Here is a 16,569-nt window from a genome sequence, read left to right as displayed (position 1 = left end):
CACCGCTTATTTCTTCAGGCCGTCCGCATCCGCAGGGCGCGTGATTGCTTGCATGGACTGAGCAAGCTTGACCGCCGCCGGCTGATCGAGCCGGAAAGCCCATCCTTCAGTGCGCGCATTGATCGCTTCGGCTCTCTCGCGCACCGCTGCAAGATCGCCGCCTTCGGGCACCAGCGCCGGGTCCGCTTCGGCGGAAATTTTCGCCCAAAGCACATCGGCGCTGCCGGTCATGCGCACATTGAGGCGCAGCCCGCTGAAGGTTTCGCTATAGGCAAGCGGACCGCCTTCGAAGGAAAGATTGGTATCGGGGATCACATCTTCCGGCACGAGCCCGACCAGCGCCGTCGCGCTGCCATTGACGATGGCCGCCCCGCGCCCCACGCGCCCGTCCGGCGCATTGGCCAGCGTGAAATTCGTCTCCTCCGGACTTGCCCGCTCGATAATGACGGGCTCCTCGCTTTCCGCCCAGAGCACGGTGCGTTTGACCTCCTCGCGCGGCAGCTCGAACACTTTCAGATCCAGCCATTCGGAAACGTTTTTGAGAAGCGGCAGACGTCCGCGCGCCAGCCACGCCTGATCTTCCCCGTCTTTGCGCGCATAGAGCAGCCCGCGCCCCTGCGCATCTTGCGTGTCTTCCACCACCTCGCCGGCAAGCAGCGCGGCAAGGCGCTCGCCTTCTCCGTCCAGAACCTCGATACGGATGGCCCGGCCCAGATCTTCAGGCGCCGTCAGCCCGAGCGGGCGGTGCCATTCGGGATTGGCGGTGCGCGGCTCGAACGCTTCAAGCTCGACAAGCCCCACAATGAGCTTGCGCACCAGTTCGGGTTTCGCCGGAAAATCGAAACGCTGCTCGAGCACCCAGCCCTCGCCTTCCTTGCGCTTCAGCGCGATCTTGGATTCCCCGCTCAAGCCTTTGCCGACCGTATAAACGATCCGTTCGGCCCGGTTGATACCGGTTTCCAGATCTTCGAAAAACGGCTTGGGTTCGAAGCGCACCTCTGTTGCACTTTGCTGGGTGACAACCGCCGTCACCGCGCCAAGGACACTCAGCCCCGTCACAATAGCAAGACCGGCAAGCCAGCGAAGCGCGCTCTTTTGCGGTTGATCGGCCATGACTTCTCCTGCTCGCGGGGCCCTAGCGGCCCGAATATTTCAGCCGGCGCCGGCGCCGGTACCAGGCAACGCCAAGCGCGGCAAACGCCACAAGGATCGGCATCAGCGCCACATTGATGAAACGCACCTGGCCGCCCAGCACCTCGATTTCCCGGCGCAGATTGCGCTGCACCTGGCGCAGGTCGCTACGGCTTTCGGCAAGCTGATGGCGGATGCGGCGCATCTCTTCGGCCTCACGCTGAGAGAGCACATCGCGTCCGCCAAGCTCGCTGCCCGCGCGGGTTTGAAGCTGGGTGAGGCGTTCCTCCGCCGCGCGGATTTCGGCCTGCAGCGCTTCTTCCTCCTCAAGGAAGCGTTCCTCGGCCTTCCGCCGCAGGTCCTGCACCACAAGGAAAGGCCGCTCGGAGCGCTCGCGCGTGCGCAGCGAGATGAGCTCATCGGCACCCAAAAGATTCTCCGCCGCGTTCAAAACGAATTTCGCATTATCCGCGATGGGCTGCGCCACCCGTTCGCCGAGATAGCTTTGCGTCTGCACCCAGAACCTGTCATCGAAAATATCCGAATCCGCGACGATGATGAGATTGGCCTCTTCCGTGCCCTTAGCCACATGCGCATCGGCGGTTTGCTCGCGCGCCGCCTCCTCATCGCCTGCCGGATCGGGCGGGCCATCGGGGAAAGCCGAAGAGACAACCCCATCCACACGGGCAGCTAGAATATAAGCCTCGTCCGTCGGAGCGAAATCGCGCACCAGCTCGTCCGGGCGCGGTCCGCTTTTCACATATTCAAGATCGAGCAGTTTGGAATCCTTGGACGAGGTGACAAGCGGCGTCAGGCGCGTTTCGGCGCCTTCCCGTTTGACGAGATGGCCGGCCGTGCCGAGATTGAGCCGGTCGATATCCGCGGTCACAAGATCGTTCTCATCCATCTGCTCCGGACCGATGGCGAGCCAGAGCGGATAATCCACTTCCTGGCGGCGCACATCGAAGCCGGCCTGCACGCGCTGGGCAAGCGCGCGGTCCGAGACGATTTCATCGGCCGGCATCTCAACACCCCAGGCGTCCATGAGGCGCGGCAGATTGGAGGCTTCGGTGTACCCGCGCACCGGCTCCCCGTTCGGCCCCGCCGTCAGGCTGACCTCGGAATGGGGATCGATGAAGATCAGCGCCTTACCGCCTTTGACGATGAACTGATCGACCGCATATTCCGTCGTCTCGTTCAAATCGCGCGGATGTGCGATGAGCAGCGTGTCCACCCGGTCCGGCACACGGGAAAATTTCTGCTCCAGAAATTCGATGTCGAAGCGGCTGCGCAGTTCCTCATAGATCATGAAGGAAACCGACTGGCCTTTCATGGCGGCGAGAAGCCCGCCTGCCCCGGTATCGAGCGGCAGGTTCGTCACCACCCCCAGCACCGGCTTTTCCGCCTCGCTGAGGTTCTGGATCATGCGGATGAGATCGTATTCGAGATATTCCTCGCGCTCGTCCGAGAAGAAAGGAATGGCCTCGCGCCCATCGACAAGGTTGGTGCCGGCCAGGCCGAAATAAATGACCTCGCCTTCCGTCGTCGGCGCGCCTTTCAGGCCGAGCGACATGGCCCGGTCTTCTTCCTCCGTGAAAGGTTCGGGGTCGATCACTTCCAGAATGAGCTCATCGCCCGCCACCGCCTGCATTTCTTCCAGCATGTCGCGCACCCGGCCCGCATAAGTGCGGATGCGCGGATAATCGGTCGCGAGGCTTTCGGAATAAAAGAAGCGCAGCGTCACCGGCTCTTCGATGTTTTCGAGCAGCGCGCGCGTGCCCTCCGAGAGCGTGAAGAGACGGTTTTCGGTCAGATCGAGCCGGGCCGAATGAAACGTCAGATTGGCGAAGAGATTGAAGGAGACGAAGAATACCGCGAGCAATGCCAGCGTGATCAGCGAAACGTTCCGGCGCGTCAGAGAAAGTTTCATATCCCTACCCCGCCTTCTTCATATCGACGATGACCGCCGTCGCCACCAGCCAGACGCCCATCAGCGAGGCGAAATAAAGCATGTCGCGCAGATCGATCACGCCGCGCGTAATCGCATCGAAATGGGTGAGGAAGCTGAAAGAGGCAATGGTGGTGATGACCGCTTGCGGCGCCCAGACGGCAAAGAAGTCGATGACGATGGGAAGCCCGCTTACCGTGAAAAGGAAGCAGACAACGACCGAGACGACAAAGGCGATGACCTGATTGCGGGTGATCGCGGAAAGGCACGAGCCGATGGCCAGATAGCCGCCCGCCATCAGGAAGGAACCGATATAGCTTGCCAGAATCACCCCGTGATCGGGATCACCGAGATAAGAAACCGTCAGCCACATCGGGAAGGTCAGCGTCAGCGCGATGCCGATAAAGACCCAAGCGGCGAGAAACTTGCCCAGCACCGCCGCCCAAAGCGGCACCGGCAGCGAGAGCAAGAGCTCGATCGTGCCGACCCGGCGCTCCTCCGCCCAAAGCCGCATGGCAACGGCGGGAATGAGAAAGAGATAAAGCCAGGGATGGAAATCGAAAAAGGTTTTCAGATCCGCCTGCTCGCGCTCAAAATAGCCGCCGAGATAAAAGGCAAAAGCGCCGGTGCAGAACAAAAAGATAATGATAAAGACATAAGCCAGCGGCGTTGCGAAATAGCCCTGCAGCTCGCGCTTGAAGATCGCCCACATTTCCCGCATCAGGCCGCCTCCCCGCTCGCATCCGTTTCCGTATCGGGCCTTGTGAGCCTGCGGAACACTTCATCGAGACGGCCGGGCTCGCGGTAAAGTGTGCGCAGCGTCCAGCCTTTTTCCTTTGCAAGATTGGCGATCTCATCGATGAGGCGCGTATCGCCTTCGGCCCCTTGCGGCTGGAAGACGGTGAAAGCGGCATCCTCCCCGCGCGGCTGCGCTTCGACAGCGGCAACGCCCGGCAGCGCGCCCAGAACTTCCGCGACACCGCCCGACTGCGCAGCGGGCATGATCAGCGAAACGGCATTGTGATAGCGCGAGCGCGCCATGAGCTGTGCCGGCGTGCCGTCGGCCACGATCTGCCCGCGGTCGATGATCAGCGCGCGGGTGCAGATCGCATCCACTTCTTCCAGGATATGCGTGGAAATGATGATGGCTTTTTCTGGCGCCATTTCCGCGATGAGCCTGCGCACCGCATATTTCTGATTGGGATCGAGCCCGTCCGTCGGCTCATCCATGATGAGAACGGCGGGATCGTGCAGGATGGCCTGGGCAAGGCCGACGCGGCGGCGGAACCCTTTGGAGAGCGTGTCGATCGCCTGTTCCAAAACGCCGCCGATTTCCGTGCGCGCCACGGCCTTGTCGATCGCCGCTTTCGCCGCCGGTCCTTTCAGACCGCGCACATTGGCGATGAAGCGCAAAAACTCCAGCGGGGTCATATCCGTATAGGCAGGCGCGCCTTCGGGTAGATAGCCGATCAGGCGCTGAGCGGCGAGGGTTTCCTCATCCATCTTGTGACCGCAGACCGAGATCGTCCCGTCGGTCGGGGCAAGATAGCCCGTCACCATTTTCATGGTGGTGGACTTGCCCGCGCCGTTCGGCCCCAGAAAGCCCAGGACTTCTCCCTTCGCCACGGAAAAACTGACCCCGTCCACCGCCGTGAACGGCCCGAACTTCTTTACCAGATTACCGATAGCGATCATGGAGTTGGACGCTGCCGTCAAAAGAACCCGCTCCCCGGCGGTCAGACCCGCCTTGTTTCCGGTCCCGAATCTTGTGCAAACCGGGACAGTTTATTGAAAATCTTGATAAAGGAGCCCCCTGCCCCCTTCAAGTGAACAATCGGTCATGATGCGGAAGAGTTCAAACCCTGAGCATCAGCCCGCCATCGACATTGAGCCCGTGCCCGGTGACGAAGCCGCCCTCGTCCGAGGCGAGAAAAAGCGCGCCGCGGGCAATATCGATGGGCTGGCCGAGCCGTTTCAGCGGCGATTTCTTGGCCCAGATTTCCGCAATCTTCGGATCGTCGAAATTCACCGTCATGCCGGTCTGGATGGCGCCGGGCAGAATGTAATTGGCGGTAATGCCGTAGCGCCCAAGCTCCAGCGCCAGATTGCGCGTGAGGCCCGCCACCCCGGCCTTGGAGGCGGAATAGGCGGCAAGCCCGTAATCGGTGCCATCCGCCATGACCGAGGCCACATTGATGATGCGCCCGGCAGGGGAGGCTTTGAGATGCGGGATCGCGGCCTTGGCGAGTTTGAAATGCGCGGTGACATTCACCGCCAGGGTCTTGTCCCAATACTCGTCCGGAAACTCTTCCACCGGCGCGCCGAGCGCTACCCCGGCATTATTCATCAGGATATCGATCCGCCCGAAGGCTTTGAGCGCTGCGCCGATGATCTTTTCGGCGGCATCCGGCGCGGCAACATCCTGGCCGAGCGGCGTGATTCGCTCATTGCCCTCATGGGCCTTGGCGGCCTTATCCGCATCGAGATCGACGGCGAGCACCTTCGCCCCTTCGGACGCGAAAAGCTCCGCTGCCGCCTTGCCGATCCCCGATGCCGCACCCGTCACGATGGCGCCTCTGTCTTGCAGCCGCATGGCCACCTCCCCTGTTTTTCCTTTTCGTTGGCGGCAGCATAACGCAGGACGCGTCCGCGAGAAGACCCGGAAGCAGAAAAGCGAAAGGATAGGCAAAGCAGGGAGCAGAAAGCGCGCATGAAAAAAGGCGCTCCATCGGAACGCCTTTCCTCTTGCTGCCTGACCTGCACCGGGCGTGAGGCATATGCCCGATGCTTTTAACGGCCACTCTATTGGGAAAGAGGGTTGACCCGGTTCGTTTGCAGCTCGGTGGGGCTGGGGGGCTGACTATTCCGAACCACTCTCGAACCGGGCCAGTGAGGCAACGATTGCAAGATGGCGGTCTTATGTGGCGGGCCAAGGGCTGAAAAAAGGCAATATTGTGATTGCGCACATGGCGCGCGATTTTGGCGCTAAATCCTTTTGCCAATTGCAAAAAACTGCGCTGCCCACGCTGTTCCAAAGCGGCACGCAAGCACCTCTTCCGACTTGTCAGCAAGCGGCAAGCGGGCGATCATTCGGCCATGGCAAAAAGCATTGTGATCGTCGGCAACGGCTACCGGGCGGCAAGCGGGGAAACGGCAACCCCGGACCGCGAAATTTCCTGGACGCGCAAGGAACTCGATTTGCTCTTACGCGTTTATGGCCGCCAGGTCGCCGCCGGGGAGTGGCGCGACTATGCCATCGACATGCTGCGCGACCGGGCCGCCTTTTCCATTTTCCGCCGCTCCGCCGAAATGCCGCTTTACCGTGTCGAAAAGCGCCCGGCGCTGGCCGCCAAACAAGGCGCCTATTGCGTGATCTCCATGACGGGCGCGATTTTGAAACGCGGGCATGACCTTGCCCAGGTGCTCAAAGTCCTGGAAAAGAAAAAAGACACGTTCCGCCTCATCGGCGCGTGAGAGGCAATCCCCAAAAAGAAACGGCCCGGGAATTCCGGGCCGTCTTTTTTCGAACGGATGCCAAGCCTTACGCCTGCATAACGAAGCTGTAAGGCCCGCCGGTTTTAAGCGCGCGCTGATAGGGCGCGCGGGCCTGCAGCCGTTTCACATATTCGGTGAGCGCGGGATAGTCCTTCAGCCAGCCGCGCGAGCCCGCCGCTTCCAGCACGAAGGAAAGATTGATATCCGCCCCCGTCAGCTCCGCGCCCATCAGGTAAGGCTGCTTGGAGAGCGTCAGGTCGATATAGTCGAGCTGCTTTTTACATTCGGCATCGAGGATCGGCTGCAGCGGCGCGCCCGCCTCACCCAGAAAGCCGTTGAAGAGCGTCATCAGGAACGGCGTCATGGCCGAGCCTTCGGCATAATGCAGCCACTGAGCGTAAGTGAAATAGTCTTCCGTGTCGGGCGCCGGCATGAGCCTGCCCTTGCCGTATTTGCGCAAGATGTATTCGATGATCGCGCCGGTTTCGGCAACCGTCTTCTCCCCGTCCGTGATCACCGGCGATTTGCCGAGCGGATGCACTTTTTTCAGACTGTCGGGCGCGCGGCGCGTATTGGCGTCGCGCTCATATTTCACGACCTCGTAAGGCAGCTCCAGCTCTTCCAGAAGCCAGAGGATGCGCTGCGAGCGCGATTCGTTGAGATGGTGCACCTGGATCATGTGGTCTCCCCGTTTCGGTGAATGGCAGATGGCGGGATGATAAAGAAAAACCCCGGTCATATGCCGGGGTTTTCCTCACATTCGTGTGTCCTTGGCGCTATTCCCGATTGCCGAAAAGCTGCAAGAGGAAGAGGAACATATTGAGGAAGTCGAGATAGAGACGCAGCGCGCCCATGATCGACTTTTTCGCGGCCACCGCATGGCCATCGCCCTCGTAATACATTTCCTTTATCGACTGCGTGTCATAGGCGGTCAGACCCGCGAAGACCAGCACGCCGATCACGGAGATCGCGAATTGCAGCGCCGAGCTTTCAAGGAAGATATTGACCACCATGGCGATGATGATGCCGATCAGCCCCATGAACAGGAACGAGCCCATACCCGACAGGTCCCGCTTCGTCGTATAGCCGTAAAGGCTAAGAGCGCCGAAGGAGAGCGCGGTGATGAAGAAGACCCGCGCGATGGAGTTGCCCGTATAGATCATGAAGATCGTGGCCAGCGACACGCCGACCATGCCGGCATAGAGCCAGAAGGTGGTCTGCGCCGCGCCCACGCTCATTTTATGGATGCGGAAAGACAGAAAGAACACCATGGCAAGCGGCGCCAGCATCACCACCCATTTCAGCGGCGTTGCATAGAGCGTCTGCCCCAGCTGCGTCAGGGCAAGGCCGCCATCGGCGCTCGGCGCCACGCTCATCTGGAAGAAGGCGTAAGCAACCACACCCGTCAGCGCGAGCGCACCAGCCATATAGTTGTAGACCCGCAGCATGTAGGTGCGCAGGCCCGCATCGATTTCAGCGCCCTGCGCGCGCGTGCCTGCAGCGCCCGAATAGACTCTGCGTTCGTCAAAACCAGCCATGCGTGTTTCACCTCTCTGCATGGAGTGAAAGAAATCCCAAGTAATATTGTCTGGAATTGTGGCCGTTTCAAGCTCAAGCGGATGAAACTTCGGCAAGGGAGAAGGAAAAAGCCCTTTATTTTTAAAGGTTTCTGAAGATTTCCGCCGGGGCGGGTGCCTCATCCGGCTCCACTCACCTCGCCTTATCCAGCAGAATACGCAGGCGGGTGAGCACCGGGTGAATGCGCGCCCAGTCTTCTTCCCCTATCTGGCCGAGAAGTTCGCCTGCCAAAGGACGCATCCGGGCAACCGCTTCCCCGCGCATGGCCTCGCCCGCCCTCGTTACGGCCACACGCTTGATGCGCCGGTCCCCCGCGTCCGGCACGAGGCGCACCAGCTTCTTGTCTTCCAGCTTGCGCACGGTGGAGGACATGGTGGGCTGGGAGACCTGATGGGCGCTTGCCAGCTCGCCGATCGTTTCTTCTTTTTTGAGGCGCAGAAGATGATTGAGCACCGCGAACTGGGCGACCGTCAGCCCGTCCGGCAAAACCCGGGCAAAAAGATTGTCGGCCAGATGCGCGATGATGCTGATTTCCGTCATCACCGCAAAGGCGCGCGGGTCCCCCGGCAGCCCGGCGGGGGCCGCGTCTTTATGTGAGGGCTCCGGCTTGGAGGGCTTGTCTTTGCCGGTCATAAGGCGATCAATCTCGATTGCAGCGGCCAGCGGGGCGCGGGCTCGGGAAAGGCAGCATAACCGAAGCGGAAGAGCCCTTGCACGCGTGCGGGCGCAGAAATGCCGAGCATGGCGTGGCAGCGCTCGTAATGCGGCGCCATTTCCGGAAATTCCTGCAGCACCTGGCTCAAGGGATGAAACCCAAGGCCGAGCCTGGTGGCGGCGAGATTGAGCCGTAGCCAGTCCGCCCCCGCCTGGAGCTGATCGGCCCGCGTGTTTGCCGGGCTCGTCAGCCAGCCGAAAGCGGCGGCGCTGTCGATGAGCCCGTTATAAAAATTGAGCGTGCCTTGATGGGCAAGGCTGCCTTTCTCATCCATCTTTTCCCGGCTAAGGAGCCCTGTAAGCTGCATGGCTTCCATCATGGGGCCGGTAAGGGAAATCCCGTCGGGGTTGGCATTGACTTCGCTTGCCCCGATCCGCGTCAGCTTCGTGCTTTCCGCATGGGGCGCGGGCGCCGAGGTTTCCGCAAGCCAGCCCTCCCGGCAAAGCGCTTTCAGCGCCTCGACCCTTTCTTCTTCCACACTCCAGGCAAAGCGGCCGGGCGCCGCGCCCGCCCAATCCGGCGCGCCGTCAAAGGCAAGTGCCCGGAGTTTTTCCAGCACCTCAGGCGAAACCGGCTTCGATGAAAAATTATCCCGCAAGGTGCGCCGCGCAAGCGCCTCTCCGAAGAGAGGATCGCGCCTCACTTTCGCGCGCGTGAAGACGACCTCGGCGATGGGCCGCTCATCGAGCAGCGGATAAGGTTCGCCTTCCGGGAAAGGGGTGATGCGCGCTTCATATCCTTTTTCCGATGCCGCCTGACGCAGAAGCTCCAGAAACGCGCCGAGCCCGATCGTGATCTGCCGGTTCGGCGGGTCGGTTTCGGGCAGAAGACGATCAAGATCGCAGGTCAGCACCAACCGGTCCTCACCCTTCAGCTCGATTGCCCAAGGCTGCCTGTTATGCGGATTGGGCGCGAGAATGGCATAGGCCGCCGCATCGAGGCGGATATCCCCGAAGCCCCGGCTCGCTGCTTCCCAGGGCGCGCGGGCAGGATCGATATCCTTGGAAAGAACATAGGTACCGGCGCCGCCCAGAACCGCAAGGCTGGCGCCGCCCGTAAGAAGAAGGGCACGGCGGGTAATCATGACAAGCTCCTGTGTAGTTTCATAGGTATATATAAAATAGATATCTATGTTTTTCAAGGAGAAGAAACCGGGTACGAAACCCGGCTTAAAACTCTTTCTTTTCAGATAGTTATACCGCTACTCCGCCCGCAGCACGGGAGCGGCCTTTGCCGAGAGCGCGCTATAAGTGCCGAGAAGACCAAGCCCGAGGGTCGCCGCAGCCCCGCCCAGCACCGTCGCCGCCAAGGTCCAGGGCAGGAAAGTCCAGGGCGCTTCCATCACTTGCGTGATGACGAGCCAGGCGGCAAGCGCCCCGGCGCCCGAGGCAATGACCGCCGTGCCGAGCCCGAGCGCCAGATATTCCATCGCATAAGCGCCGAGCACCCGGCCTCTTGTAGCGCCCAGCACCTTCAGGATCACCGCGTCATAGACCCGCCGCCGGTGCCCCGCTGCCATGGCACCCGCCAGCACGAGAACGCCCGCGCTCAATGTCACGATGCTGGTGGCGCGCACCGCCACGGCAAAGTTTTCGATCATGGCATTGATCGTCTCCAGCGCTTCCTTGACGCGCACACTCGTCACATTCGGAAAGGCGCGCGAGACATCGCGCTGCAATTGCAGCTCGTTTTCCGCTTCCATGGTGACGGTCGCCAGATGCGTATGCGGCGCGCCGGCAAGCGCGCCCGGCGAGAAGACGAGCACGAAATTGATGCCGACCGACTGCCAGTCGATCTCGCGCGTATTGGCAAGCCGCGCACTCAAGGGCCGGCCCAGCACATTGACGGTCAGCATATCGCCGACTTCCATGCCGAACCCGGCGGCCAGCTCTTCGGAGAGCGAGACAAGCGGCGGACCGTCATAGCCAGGGCCCCACCACTCCCCGCGCACCAGGGTGGAATTGTCGGGCAGATCTTCGGCATAGGTAATGCCCCGGTCACCCTGCAGCGCCCAGGCAACATTGGGCGGCACTTCCATGTCTTCCGAACGCGTGCCTGCGATTTCGGTAATCCGCCCGCGCAGCATGGGCACACGGTTCATCGCTTCGACACCCGGTGTCTCATTCACGATGCGCTCGAACTCTTCCACCTGCTCCGGGCCGATATCGACAAAGAAAAAGGAAGGCGCGCGGTCCGGCAGCTCGCCTTGGACCTGCGCTTCGATATTGCCGTCAATGAGCGAGACCGTGACAAGCAGCGTGAGGCCGAGGCCGAGAGAGAGCACGACGCTCGGCGTAGCCGCCCCCGGCCTATGCAGATTGGCGATCGCAAGGCGCAATTGCGGCTGGCGCACGCGGGGCGCTTTGCGGGCAAGCCACATCAGCCCCTGGCCGGTAAAACGCAGGACTATGAAGCTCAGCCCCGCGCCCGCAACGAACCAGGCGGCAAAGAGCCGCTCATCGGTGAGCCCAATGGCAAGGGCGGCAAGCAGAAGCAGCGCCCCGCCCGTCGCAATGACATAAGGCGGGCGCGGCCAGCGGCGCACGGGCGCGACGATATCGCGGAAAAGCCCCGTCGCTGGTATTTCCCTTGCCCGCGCAAGCGGCCAGATGGCAAAGGCAAGCGCCGTCAAAAATCCGTATGCCGCCGCCAGCAGCAAAGGCTCGGAATAAATCGCAAAGCGCGCGGGCACGGGGATAAGATCACCCGCCGCACTTTGCACGATGAAGGGAACGGCCGCGCCGAGCCCAAGCCCCAGCACGATGCCGATCAGCGAAAGCGCAACCACTTGCAGAAGATAAAGCCGGAAGACGAGCCGGCCCGGCGCGCCGAGGCATTTGAACGTCGCAATCACCTCGCGCTTGGAATCGAGATAGCTCGTCACCGCATTGCCGACGCCGACCCCGCCGACGATCAGCGCGGTCAGCCCGACCAGCGTAAGGAAAAGCGCGACGCGTTTGACGAAACGGCGCACGGAGGGCGCGGAATCCGAGCGGTCCTGAATGCGCCAGCCTGCCTGCGGAAAACGGCTTTCCGTTTCATCGACGAAGGCGGCAACGGCGGCATTGGAGCGCTGCGCCTCGGGCAGTTTCACACGGTAATGGAACTGAGCAAGCGAGCCCGGGCGGATGAGCCCGCTCGCGCGCACCGCCTCCCCGCTTACGAAAAGCCTCGGGCCGAAAGCCATGCCGCCGGAAAGCTTGTCGGGCTCACGCTCGATAATGGCGCGGATCTGCGTTTCAAGATCGCCGACTTTGACGGTGTCGCCGAGGCCGACACCGAGCCTGTCGAGCAAGGTCTGCTCAGCAACCGAGCCCCAAACCCCTTCTTTTTTGGTAAGCGCCTCCTGCAGCCGCGCGCCGTTTGAAAGAGAAAGCGTCCCATAAAGCGGATAAAGATCATCGACGCTTTTCAGCTCCACCAGCGAGCGCTCATCGGTCTTCGGCGCGTGGGACATGGCGCGCATTTCAATAACCTGCGAGACTTCGCCGCTTGCGCGCAAATAGGCAAGCTCATCTTCGCGCGCCTCCCGGTGAATGAGGCGCAGACTCACATCGCCGCCCAAAATCGTCTGACCCTCCTGCGAGAGCCCTTCGACAAGGGCGGAGGAAACCGAGCCCACACCGGCAATTGCCGCAACACCGAGCATCAGGCAGGCCAGAAAGATGCGGAAGCCTTTCAGCCCCGCGCGCAGCTCGCGCCGGGCGAAACGGGCCGCGATCTTGAATTCATCGAAAGAGGAAAGAGATGCTGCCATGATCCCGCGCCTATTGCGCGGCGGCGCGGCGGGCGCCCGGATGCACGCTCTCGACCTTGCCGTCTTTCAGCCGCACCACCTTGTCGCACATGCCTGCAAGCTCATTGTCATGGGTGATGAGCACCATGGTCGTGCCGCGCCTGCGGTGCAGATCGAACATCAGCTCGACGATCTGCTCGCCCGTTGCCGCATCGAGATTGCCGGTCGGCTCATCCGCCATCAGAATTTCAGGATCCCCCGCCACCGCGCGGGCAAGCGCCACGCGCTGCTGCTCGCCGCCCGAAAGCTGGCCGGGATAATGATCGAGCCGGTGCGAAAGGCCGACGAGTTTCAGCTCTTCCTCGGCCCGCTCGAAAGCATCCGCTCTGCCGGCAAGTTCCAGCGGCACCGCGACATTTTCCAGCGCCGTCATGGTGGGCACCAGGTGGAAAGATTGAAAGACAATGCCTACATGATCCCGGCGGAAGCGGGCGAGCCCGTCTTCATCGAGCTTGGTGAGCTCCGCGCCCGCTACCTTGACGGAGCCGCCGGACGGGCTTTCGAGCCCCGCCAGCACCATGAGCAGCGTGCTTTTGCCCGATCCGGAGGGCCCGACCATGCCAACCGCTTCGCCCGGCGCTATATCAAGGGAGATGCCGCGCAAAATATTGACCTCGCCTGCAAGGCTGGGCAGGGTCAAAGTGACACCGGTCAGTTCAATAATGGAATTCGCCACGTGACCCATTCTCCTCCGCATCTTCCGGGATACCGCGCCAAAGCCGCGCCGCATCCTAGCGCATATGGCGCCTTGAAAGCGGCATACAAGTATTCAGGCAAGTGCTTAAAGTCATTGGCTTTTACGCTGGCCGCCCTGATCTGGATTATACCGGGCGGTCCAGTTTGGGCGGAAGCCGGAGAAACGCCGGGCGAAACCTCCAAAGAACCCTTGGAAATCGTGGCTTTGGGCGACAGCCTGACGGCAGGCTATCAATTGCCGCCGGGCAAGGGCTTTGCCGAACAGCTCGGCAAAACTCTTGCCGAGAAAGGCTATAACGCAAGCGTGATGAATGCGGGTGTTTCCGGCGACACCTCCTCGGGCGGGCTTGCAAGGCTGGATTGGGCCGTGGGGCCTGAGACCGATGCCGTTATTCTCGAGCTCGGTTCGAACGATGCCCTGCGCGGCATCGATCCTGAGCTTACCCGGCAAAACCTTGCCGCGATCATCGAGGAATTACAAAGCCGCGGCATTGCCGTGCTGCTTGCCGGCATGCTCGCCCCGCCCAATATGGGCGCCGAGTATGAGCGGGCCTTCAATCCCATCTATCCGGGTCTCGCCGAGGAATACGGCGTGCTTCTTTATCCCTTCTTTCTCGACGGCGTGGCGGCGGAGCCGGAGCTTAATCTCGGCGACGGGATGCATCCTAATGAGGAAGGCATCGAGGTGATGGTGGACCGCATTTTCCCCGCCGTCGAAAAATTGATCGCGCGGGCGCGGGAAAAAGCCGCCCCTGCCGGTGAAACGGCAAAAGAAATCACGCATAAAGACGGGGAAGGCTGAGCGCCGCATCCGCCGCAACGAACATCAACGATAAATATAAGACCTACAGGGGGACATTCATGGAATATCGCGAGCTTGGCCGCACCGGCCAAAAGGTATCCGCTATTTGCCTCGGCACCATGACATGGGGCGAGCAAAATACGGAGGCCGAAGGCCACGAGCAGATGGATTACGCCGTCGAGCAGGGCGTGAACTTTTTCGACACGGCGGAAATGTACGCCGTGCCGCCGCGCAAAGAAACGCAAGGGGCGACGGAACGCATCATCGGCACCTGGTTCAAAAAGAAAAAGAACCGCGACAAGATCATTCTGGCAACGAAAGTCTCAGGCCGCGCGCCCTTCGACTGGCTGCGCAAGGACGGCTCGCCCACCGAGCAAACCCGCGGGCAGATCATGGAAGCGGTGAACAGCTCCCTTGAACGTCTGCAGACGGATTATATCGACCTTTATCAGCTGCACTGGCCGGACCGGCCCATGGCCATGTTCGGTGCGGGCGGCACGAGCTATCAGCATTTGGGCGAAGAGAAAAATCCAATCGGGGAAATTCTGGACGCGCTGGATGAAGTGGTGAAATCCGGCAAGGTGCGCTGGATCGGTCTTTCCAACGAAACGCCCTGGGGCACGATGAAATTCCTGCATCATGCGGAAATGAAAAACCAGCCACGCGTGCAGTCCATCCAGAACGCCTACAACCTTCTCAACCGCACCTTCGAGATCGGCCTTTCCGAAATTGCCTTGCGCGAACAGGTCGGGCTTCTGGCTTATTCACCGCTCGCTCAAGGGTATCTCACCGGCAAATATCAGAACGGCGCGCTGCCCAAAGGCTCGCGCAAACAGCTTTTCAACCGCCTGCAGCGCTATGAAACGCCGTTTGCCGAGGCAACCATCGACAAATATCTGGCGATTGCGAAAAAGCACGGGCTCGATGCTTCCCAGCTTGCCAATCAGTTCGCCACGACCCGGCCTTTCGTCACCTCGAATATTATCGGGGCGACCAGCATGGAGCAGCTGAAGCTCGCCATCGGCTCGGCGGATATACCGTGGACGGATGAACTTGAAAAAGAAATCAATGCCGTCCATCAGGAACAGCCCAACCCTTGCCCCTGATGGAGACAGTTCCCGCATCATCTTGAGTGAGAGCGCAAGGCGCGCGGGTTTTGTCTTGAAAACGACATGGCCAAAGCGCACTCTGAAAGGGACCGAGAGGTCCCTTTTTGATTCGCGGGCTGCCAAGGCCCGCATCCCTTGAGCATTTCTTGAGGAGGGCCCCATGATCCGTCTTTTTACTGCCCTCGAAATTCCCTTAGCCATTGCCGGTCAATTAACGGCCCTGCAATCCGGACTGAAAGGCGCACGCTGGATCGATCCGGAGGCGATGCATATCACGCTGCGCTTTATCGGCGAGGTGCCCGAAGATATGGCCCATGATATCGACCGGGCCTTGAGCGGCATCTATGCCGCGCCTTTCGACCTCACGCTAGACGGCATCGGCGAGTTCGGCGGGCGCAAACCCCATGCGGTTTGGGCCCGCGTTGCCGACAGTCCCGATCTCATGCAATTGCAGGCACGCCAGGAAACGGCGCTGCAGCGCGCAGGCCTTGCCCCCGACCGGCGCAAATATACGCCCCATGCCACGCTTGCCCGTTTGCGGCGCGGCACGGACCCGGCGGACGTCATGCGCTATATCGAACGCAACAATCTCTTCCGCGCCGGGCCTTTTCCGGTTTCCCGCTTCGTGCTCATGTCCTCCCGCCTCAGCCAGGGCGGCGGGCCTTACATCACCGAGCGCGACTATGATTTCACCAATCCGGGCGGCCTGGATGAAGAAGAGCTGGAAGAGGAAGAGGCGTTTCTCGAAGCTATGTTCGCAGGTGCCTGATCAGCCCGTCCGCCGCTTCTTCGATAAGATCGAGGACCGGCGCGAAGCCATCCTCGCTGCCGAAATAAGGGTCCGGCACTTCGCGCACAGGCGCATCCGGCGCATAATCGAGAAAGAGCCGCAGCGTGCCGTTGAAGCTGGTCGGCGCAAGGCGCTGCAAATGCGCAAGGTTCTTACGGTCCATCGCCAAAAGATAATCGAAGCGCGAAAAATCGGCGCGAACGGCCAGGCGGCCCCGCAGCGCGGTAATATCATAGCCGCGCGCGGCCGCCGCTTCCTGCGCCCGCAGATCCGGCGCTTCCCCCACATGCCAGTCGCCGGTGCCGGCGGAGGCGACATCGAGTGCAAGACCCGCGCTTTGCGCCTTCACGCGCAGCACCCCTTCGGCCATGGGCGAACGGCAGATATTGCCAAGACAGACAAAGAGAACCCGGACCATGTTTTTGACGTTCCCCTGAAAGGATGAATAGAAGGATGGCTAAGACACACCCATCCTAATGCGAAAACCTCACCCTAATGCGAAAACAAGG

General features: G+C 61.2%; 16 protein-coding genes. 4 read left to right on the top strand and 12 right to left on the bottom strand.

Annotated features, from left to right (window positions below; genetic code table 11):
• Nucleotides 1-6: 6 nt before the first annotated feature.
• From M2A_RS17110 to M2A_RS03740, 5 genes are all read right to left on the bottom strand, one after another.
• Complete coding sequence (locus M2A_RS17110) at nucleotides 7-1,113, bottom strand: DUF4340 domain-containing protein (RefSeq protein ID WP_052379184.1); 1,107 nt, start codon at nucleotides 1,111-1,113, stop codon at nucleotides 7-9.
• Nucleotides 1,114-1,135: 22 nt separating this feature from the next.
• Nucleotides 1,136-3,061 (bottom strand): GldG family protein, encoded by a 1,926-nt coding sequence (locus tag M2A_RS03755; RefSeq protein ID WP_045443194.1) that lies wholly within the window; start codon nucleotides 3,059-3,061, stop codon nucleotides 1,136-1,138.
• A 4-nt stretch (nucleotides 3,062-3,065) separates the two neighbouring features.
• Complete coding sequence (locus M2A_RS03750; protein ID WP_045443192.1) at nucleotides 3,066-3,800, bottom strand: ABC transporter permease subunit; 735 nt, start codon at nucleotides 3,798-3,800, stop codon at nucleotides 3,066-3,068.
• Nucleotides 3,800-4,795, bottom strand: coding sequence for an ABC transporter ATP-binding protein (locus M2A_RS03745; RefSeq protein ID WP_244444372.1), 996 nt, complete (start codon nucleotides 4,793-4,795; stop codon nucleotides 3,800-3,802). Before M2A_RS03745 ends, M2A_RS03750 begins: the two co-directional genes overlap by 1 nt.
• A 139-nt stretch (nucleotides 4,796-4,934) precedes the next feature.
• The gene (locus M2A_RS03740; protein ID WP_045443187.1) at nucleotides 4,935-5,672 is read right to left on the bottom strand and encodes an SDR family NAD(P)-dependent oxidoreductase; all 738 of its coding nucleotides are present in this window, start codon (nucleotides 5,670-5,672) and stop codon (nucleotides 4,935-4,937) included.
• A gap of 503 nt (nucleotides 5,673-6,175) precedes the next feature.
• Here M2A_RS03740 and M2A_RS03735 point away from each other — a divergent pair.
• Nucleotides 6,176-6,553, top strand: coding sequence for a DUF2794 domain-containing protein (locus M2A_RS03735; protein ID WP_052379216.1), 378 nt, complete (start codon nucleotides 6,176-6,178; stop codon nucleotides 6,551-6,553).
• 67 nt (nucleotides 6,554-6,620) lie between these two features.
• On the opposite strand, the gene M2A_RS03730 is transcribed toward M2A_RS03735, so the two are convergent.
• The 6 genes from M2A_RS03730 to M2A_RS03705 form a co-directional block, all read right to left on the bottom strand.
• Entirely contained in the window at nucleotides 6,621-7,253 is a 633-nt protein-coding gene (locus M2A_RS03730; protein ID WP_045443705.1) for a glutathione S-transferase family protein, read from the bottom strand.
• Between the two features lie 97 nt (nucleotides 7,254-7,350).
• On the bottom strand, nucleotides 7,351-8,112 hold the full coding sequence (locus M2A_RS03725; protein ID WP_045443185.1) for a Bax inhibitor-1/YccA family protein: 762 nt from the start codon (nucleotides 8,110-8,112) through the stop codon (nucleotides 7,351-7,353).
• 172 nt (nucleotides 8,113-8,284) lie between these two features.
• Complete coding sequence (locus M2A_RS03720; RefSeq protein WP_081875369.1) at nucleotides 8,285-8,785, bottom strand: MarR family winged helix-turn-helix transcriptional regulator; 501 nt, start codon at nucleotides 8,783-8,785, stop codon at nucleotides 8,285-8,287.
• Nucleotides 8,782-9,951, bottom strand: coding sequence for an Acg family FMN-binding oxidoreductase (locus M2A_RS03715; protein WP_045443183.1), 1,170 nt, complete (start codon nucleotides 9,949-9,951; stop codon nucleotides 8,782-8,784). Before M2A_RS03715 ends, M2A_RS03720 begins: the two co-directional genes overlap by 4 nt.
• Nucleotides 9,952-10,068: 117 nt before the next feature.
• A complete protein-coding gene (locus M2A_RS03710) occupies nucleotides 10,069-12,624 on the bottom strand; it encodes an ABC transporter permease (RefSeq protein WP_045443182.1) in 2,556 nt (851 codons plus the stop codon).
• A gap of 10 nt (nucleotides 12,625-12,634) precedes the next feature.
• Nucleotides 12,635-13,348 carry an ABC transporter ATP-binding protein gene (locus M2A_RS03705; protein ID WP_244444371.1) on the bottom strand — a complete coding sequence of 238 codons (714 nt, stop codon included), beginning with the start codon at nucleotides 13,346-13,348 and terminating at the stop codon, nucleotides 12,635-12,637.
• 105 nt (nucleotides 13,349-13,453) lie between these two features.
• On the opposite strand from M2A_RS03705, the gene M2A_RS03700 reads away from it, so the two are divergent.
• The 3 genes from M2A_RS03700 to thpR all read left to right on the top strand — a co-directional run bounded on the left by M2A_RS03700 (nucleotide 13,454) and on the right by thpR (nucleotide 16,039).
• On the top strand, nucleotides 13,454-14,161 hold the full coding sequence (locus M2A_RS03700) for an arylesterase (protein WP_081875368.1): 708 nt from the start codon (nucleotides 13,454-13,456) through the stop codon (nucleotides 14,159-14,161).
• Between the two features lie 59 nt (nucleotides 14,162-14,220).
• On the top strand, nucleotides 14,221-15,267 hold the full coding sequence (locus tag M2A_RS03695) for an aldo/keto reductase (protein WP_045443180.1): 1,047 nt from the start codon (nucleotides 14,221-14,223) through the stop codon (nucleotides 15,265-15,267).
• Nucleotides 15,268-15,430: 163 nt separating this feature from the next.
• The gene (gene thpR / locus M2A_RS03690; RefSeq protein ID WP_045443177.1) at nucleotides 15,431-16,039 is read left to right on the top strand and encodes an RNA 2',3'-cyclic phosphodiesterase; all 609 of its coding nucleotides are present in this window, start codon (nucleotides 15,431-15,433) and stop codon (nucleotides 16,037-16,039) included.
• On the opposite strand, the gene M2A_RS03685 is transcribed toward thpR, so the two are convergent.
• Nucleotides 16,020-16,478, bottom strand: a complete 459-nt coding sequence (locus M2A_RS03685) for a low molecular weight protein-tyrosine-phosphatase (RefSeq protein ID WP_045443174.1) — start codon at nucleotides 16,476-16,478, stop codon at nucleotides 16,020-16,022. The two genes, thpR and M2A_RS03685, sit on opposite strands and share 20 nt — an antisense overlap.
• Between the last annotated feature and the right edge of the window lie 91 nt (nucleotides 16,479-16,569).

The organism is Tepidicaulis marinus, assembly GCF_000739695.1.
GTDB lineage: Bacteria > Pseudomonadota > Alphaproteobacteria > Parvibaculales > Parvibaculaceae > Tepidicaulis > Tepidicaulis marinus.
The sequence above is the reverse complement of the archived record's forward strand: the minus strand, read 5'-3'. Positions and strand labels throughout refer to the sequence as shown.

Excerpts from the sequence above, each read along its gene's own strand:
- M2A_RS17110 (WP_052379184.1), bottom strand. The coding sequence starts at position 1,113 with ATGGCCGATCAACCGCAAAAGAGCGCGCTTCGCTGGCTTGCCGGTCTT.
- M2A_RS03755 (WP_045443194.1), bottom strand. The coding sequence starts at position 3,061 with ATGAAACTTTCTCTGACGCGCCGGAACGTTTCGCTGATCACGCTGGCA.
- M2A_RS03750 (WP_045443192.1), bottom strand. The coding sequence starts at position 3,800 with ATGCGGGAAATGTGGGCGATCTTCAAGCGCGAGCTGCAGGGCTATTTC.
- M2A_RS03740 (WP_045443187.1), bottom strand. The coding sequence starts at position 5,672 with ATGCGGCTGCAAGACAGAGGCGCCATCGTGACGGGTGCGGCATCGGGG.
- M2A_RS03735 (WP_052379216.1), top strand. The coding sequence starts at position 6,176 with ATGGCAAAAAGCATTGTGATCGTCGGCAACGGCTACCGGGCGGCAAGC.
- M2A_RS03730 (WP_045443705.1), bottom strand. The coding sequence starts at position 7,253 with ATGATCCAGGTGCACCATCTCAACGAATCGCGCTCGCAGCGCATCCTC.
- M2A_RS03725 (WP_045443185.1), bottom strand. The coding sequence starts at position 8,112 with ATGGCTGGTTTTGACGAACGCAGAGTCTATTCGGGCGCTGCAGGCACG.
- M2A_RS03720 (WP_081875369.1), bottom strand. The coding sequence starts at position 8,785 with ATGACCGGCAAAGACAAGCCCTCCAAGCCGGAGCCCTCACATAAAGAC.
- M2A_RS03715 (WP_045443183.1), bottom strand. The coding sequence starts at position 9,951 with ATGATTACCCGCCGTGCCCTTCTTCTTACGGGCGGCGCCAGCCTTGCG.
- M2A_RS03710 (WP_045443182.1), bottom strand. The coding sequence starts at position 12,624 with ATGGCAGCATCTCTTTCCTCTTTCGATGAATTCAAGATCGCGGCCCGT.
- M2A_RS03705 (WP_244444371.1), bottom strand. The coding sequence starts at position 13,348 with ATGGGTCACGTGGCGAATTCCATTATTGAACTGACCGGTGTCACTTTG.
- M2A_RS03695 (WP_045443180.1), top strand. The coding sequence starts at position 14,221 with ATGGAATATCGCGAGCTTGGCCGCACCGGCCAAAAGGTATCCGCTATT.
- thpR (WP_045443177.1), top strand. The coding sequence starts at position 15,431 with ATGATCCGTCTTTTTACTGCCCTCGAAATTCCCTTAGCCATTGCCGGT.
- M2A_RS03685 (WP_045443174.1), bottom strand. The coding sequence starts at position 16,478 with ATGGTCCGGGTTCTCTTTGTCTGTCTTGGCAATATCTGCCGTTCGCCC.